This window comes from Variovorax sp. 01T439_2, from assembly GCF_056398445.1.
Genome location: NZ_JBFTPJ010000440.1, coordinates 1 through 4,693, shown reverse-complemented (window position 1 = coordinate 4,693; position 4,693 = coordinate 1). Strand labels below are relative to the sequence as shown.

Here is a 4,693-nt window from a genome sequence, read left to right as displayed (position 1 = left end):
ACTCTAGGCCGCGCCCCGGTCAGCCGCTAGCGGGCGCCGTGCAAAGCTGGCTTGCGTGCCGGGACATGGAAGCGCCGCACGCCTGGCAGCATCAGGCCATGGAGATGTCCTGCGCCGTGGAATGCCACATGCCGCGGCGCCCCAACTCGTCGACGATGGTGCAGATAGCCGCGGCCACCACCTGCACCGCGCGTGCCGGCCCCTTGCTCTTGGACATGGCCATGGTGATGCTGCGTTGCAGGCGCGCATCGGCGATCTTGGCGGCCTGCAGCCGGCCTTCCTCGATCTCGTGCCACACCGCATGCAGCGGGAGCACCGAGTACAGGTGCTCCTGCTCAGCCAGGGACTTGAACAGCGGCAGCGAATCAGCCTCGATCACCGGCACGACGGCCAGCTTGTCCTGGCGTGCTACGGCATCGAGCGCGTTGCGCAGGCCGTTGGGCGCACTGGGCAGGATGTAGGGCAAACCGGCCAGGGCCGACACCGGGATGTCACCGCCGCCCGTGAGTGCATCGCCCGCTGGGCCGACGAGGTAGCTGTCCACCGTCGCCAGCTTCTGCTCGTGCTCGGGCAGCGTAGCGTACCGGTACAGGATGGCCAAGTCCACGCGCGCATCCGTCAGCCATTCTTCGACCTGGCCACTGGAGCCTTCCAGGATCTTCAGCTGCACCGCCGGGTGGTGCTCACGCATGTGCGAGAACAACTGCCCGACCAGCGCCGACGAGATGGAGGGCAGCAGTCCCAGGGTGACACGCCCGGCTGGCTGCTGCAGGTTGCTGCGAATATCGGTCTCGAGCTGCTGCGCGCCCTGCAGCAACTCTCGCACCTGTTCCAGGATGCGGGTGCCGGTTTCCGACAGCTCCACGCCACGCCCTGTGCGCGTGAAGAGGCGGCAGCCGCACTGGCGTTCCAGCGCGTTGATCTGCCGACTCAGCAGCGACTGGTTGCTGTCCAGATAGAGCGCGGCGCGGGTCAGGCTGCCCAGCTCCGCGATCGCCAGGAACGAGCGCCAGATCGTCAGGTCGCTGGCCAGGGCGAGTCGTATGTCTGTGGCTTTTGCTGTCTGCATGCATGTCTCCTGCAGCCGGATTATCCGGCTGCGTCGCCGGCGCACCCCAGGCAACCCGGCCTGGCGCAGGGTCGGGACATCGACCGTGCGCGCACGCGTTCAAGGCGCAAGCCCGTTCGCCCATCGCGCAATGGCCACCGCCACCGCCTGCGGCTGCTCCGGCACCATCGCGTGGCTGGCACCGGCGATGACCTCTACCGTCACCTTGCTACCCAGCGCCGCCTTCAACTCGTCCCGGCTGGACGGCGGCCGCCACGGGTCGCTGCCGCCCAGCAGGTCCAGGATGGGGGCGTGAGTGACCGGCCACCATTGATCCTTGGGTGGACTCGTCATCGCGTCGCGGTAGGCGGGCAGAAGCTCGGGGTACCAGCCCTCCAGCCATGGCGTGGGATCACTGCCAGGCGCGAAGAAGGCGTGGCGCAGCGCCGCCAGCCGTGCCTCGCGGGATTGCTTAGGATTGCCCGCGATGATCAGCGACGCCTGCACGCCCGGCGGAATCGTTCGCGCCGCAGATGCGAGCACCACCACGCCGCGAACCAGCTCCGGATAGCGAAGGTCGGCCACGCGCGCCACGAAGTGGCCATAGGCATGGCCTGCGATCACCGCGCGCCCGCCGCCCAGGCGTCGCACGACGAGCGCCACGTCGGCCGCGAAAGTGTCCAGCGTGATCCCCTCCAGGGGACCGCGGCTCGCGCCCATCCCGCGCGGTTGCGGGCGCAGCACCTTGAATCCCTTCGAGGCGAGCTGGCGCGCAAGTTCGTCGTAGTCCTCCGAGTCGCGTTGCTGCGAAGGCAGTAGCACGATCGTCGGCCCGGCGCCCTCGACGATCACATCCAACTGCACATCTCCATCGCGTACCAACTCGCGTCGGCGCGCCGCAATTTCGCCCGAACGCAGCGCGCACGCGGGCAGCACCGCGATGAGACTCAACGCTGCTAGCCATCCTCGGCGCCCGCCCCGTGTTCCTTGTCGCGTGACCACTCAGCGGCCTCCTTTGGCCACGGAGGCCGCGACGGCCTCGAAGAAGGCAGTGCGTTCGTCACTGAGCGTGTCGTCCGTGGCGCCCTTCCAATAGCCAGCGACCGCGATCACCACGCGCGTGGCAGGCTGCACGTAGATCGCCTGGCCGTTGACGCCGAGGGCGCCGTAACCCTTGTCGCCGATGGTCCACCAGAAGTAGCCATAGCCGGGCTGATCGTTCAGGCGCGAGGTGGATTCCTTCATCCAGGCGGCCGGGACCAGTTGGGCTCCTTGTGCCCGACCATCGTCCAGCGCAACCTGCCCGATGCGAGCCCAGTCGCGCAGGCTGGCCGCCATTCCGGCACCGTAGAACGGACGCTGCGCCTGACCCGGCCCCTGGTTCACCCAATAGGCGTCGGCCTCGGCCCCCATCGGATGCCAGAGCCGCGTCGCCATKTAAGTCGACAACGGCATGCCAACGGCACGTTCAAGCAGCCAGCCTGCGAGGTTGGTATCGAGCGTCGAATAGTTGAAGCGCGTGCCTGGCGGGAGCAGCGACTTGGCCTTGAATGCATAGTCCTCGTAGTACACCTTGGCCTCGTTGAGCGATTGGTCGCGGTGCCGGTCGAGCTCGCTGCCGGGTGTGTAGATTTCCTTCCAGTCGGTGCCAGCGCGCATCATCAGCAGGTTGCGCACGGTGACCGGGTCGTAGCCCGTGCCCTTGAGTTCCGGCAGGTACTGGACGATGGGGTCGTTGACGCTCTTGATGCGTCCTTCCTGGATGGCGATACCGATCAACATGGCGATGACTGACTTGGACATCGAGTAGCCGATGAAGGGCGTCGCCGGCCCGCTGCCGTTGCGGTAGGTCTCCTTGACGATCTTCCCATCTTGCAGCACCACGATCGCGTTCATGCGGTGCCGCTCGAGAAAGGTGTCGAAGCTTTCAGTCGTGCCGCCGGTGGATAGACGGAAGTCGCCACTGGACCATTGCGCGCGGCCGGCGATCGGTGTCGGCCGAGGTGACGCAGTCAAGCGCGAGACCCCGAACAGCTGGTCCATGTGCTGATAGGTCAGATAATTCACCGCCGGGTCCGACTTGGCGCGGCGAACGGCCAGGAGCGTCGCCGAAGGCGTGCCCTCGACGAACGGCAGGTCGGCCGTGGCCTGTGGCGCTGTCGCGCAACCCGCCAGCAACACACAACTCAGAAGCACGGACAGCCCGGTGCGGGCGGTGGCGGTCGAAGGTCGAATAGTCATCTTTGTCTCCATGGAATAGGTTTTTCTGATTCGGCGCGCATGGGCTCAGGAAGGTTGCATACCTCTCCTCGGTCATGGTGCTTCTCCTGATTTAGTGCGCGTGGTCACGCGCCTCCTCAAGAGCTTCGAGACTAAGAATCCAAGTGCACCAGTGCTAGTGCCGCGCGGATCAGACCTGCTATGCCGCTCCAGCCAGGCCCCAAATACCGTACAGCGTCGACGCTGGCGTGCACTGGGAGTCGGATCGGCGACAGCCACTTTTCCCAAGTGCCCGGAGCTCAGTGCCGGTTCAAATAGTCGATCGCCAACGCGGACAAGGACCGCACTCCGACCGCCATCGCGTCCTCGTTGAAATCGAACTTCGGTGAATGATTGGGTGCAACCGTCTCCAGTGACTTGCCTTCCGGCATCGCGCCAAGAAGGAAGAACATTCCCGGTACCAATCGCTGGTACTCGGAAAAATCCTCTGATGCGCTCCGCTTGGGAATCACCGACACCCTGTTGCCCGTCATTTGGTTGAGAACCGGCAGGGACGCCTCGGTCAAGGAGGCATCGTTGGTCGTTACCGAATAGTTGAGGGGGCCGAAGTTGACCTTGGCTCTGGCGCCCGCAGACTCAGCGATCAGGTTAGCGGTTCGGGCTATGCGTTGTTTGGCATCGTTCCTCATCGGCTCGTCGAACGTTCGCAGGGTTCCAAGCAGCTTGACGGATTCCGGGACGATATTCGACCGATTGCCACCCGCAATGGCTCCGATGCTGATCACCGCGGGCTCCTGGCTGATGTTGAGCTGCCTGCTGACGATGGTCTGGAGGCCCAGAATGATCTGGGACGACACCACGATCGGGTCCACACCATTCCATGGTGAGGCGCCGTGGGCCTGCTTTCCTTCGACGTGGATGTGGATTTCGTCGGCGCCGGCCATGAGCGGTCCACTTCGATACCCAATACTTCCACTCGGCAGACCGGGATTGATGTGCAGGCCGAAGATCGCATCGACGCGGGGATTCTGAAGGACACCCTGCTCGATCATGGCTTTCGCTCCCCAGGACGCGCCTTCCCTAGCCCCGGTACTGTCAGGAATTCCTTCCTCCGCCGGCTGGAAGATGAACTTCACGGTGCCCTTGAGTTGGGACCTCATCTGAGACAGCAATTCGGCCACCCCCATCAAGATGGCAGTGTGTCCGTCGTGGCCGCATGCATGCATCACCGGCGTCGGCTTGCCCATGTAGTCGGCGACCACCMGGGAAGCGAACGGCAAGTCTGTTTCCTCGACCACTGGCAGCGCGTCCATGTCGGCACGCAGTGCCACGACTTTTCCTGGCAACGCGCCCTTGAGAAGGCCGACCACGCCATGCCCGCCAACGCCCGTGGTCACTTCCAGTCCGAGAGTTCCAGTCCGAGAG

General features: G+C 64.9%; 4 protein-coding genes. All 4 read right to left on the bottom strand.

Annotated elements, in window-relative coordinates; translation table 11 throughout:
• Positions 1-91 precede the first annotated feature (91 nt).
• Positions 92-1,069 carry a LysR family transcriptional regulator gene (locus AC1DOC_RS19870; protein WP_015865927.1) on the bottom strand — a complete coding sequence of 326 codons (978 nt, stop codon included), beginning with the start codon at positions 1,067-1,069 and terminating at the stop codon, positions 92-94.
• Positions 1,070-1,168: 99 nt separating this feature from the next.
• On the bottom strand, positions 1,169-1,999 hold the full coding sequence (locus AC1DOC_RS19865; RefSeq protein ID WP_436042075.1) for an alpha/beta fold hydrolase: 831 nt from the start codon (positions 1,997-1,999) through the stop codon (positions 1,169-1,171).
• Between the two features lie 51 nt (positions 2,000-2,050).
• Positions 2,051-3,289: a serine hydrolase domain-containing protein gene (locus AC1DOC_RS19860; protein WP_478130343.1), complete on the bottom strand. Its 1,239-nt coding sequence runs from the start codon at positions 3,287-3,289 to the stop codon at positions 2,051-2,053.
• Between the two features lie 278 nt (positions 3,290-3,567).
• The coding region (locus AC1DOC_RS19855; protein ID WP_478130342.1) for an amidohydrolase at positions 3,568-4,693 on the bottom strand (1,126 nt) is incomplete at its 5' end.

Bases quoted from the DNA above. Each gene is read 5' to 3' on its own strand.
- AC1DOC_RS19870 (WP_015865927.1), bottom strand. From the start codon at position 1,069: ATGCAGACAGCAAAAGCCACAGACATACGACTCGCCCTGGCCAGCGAC.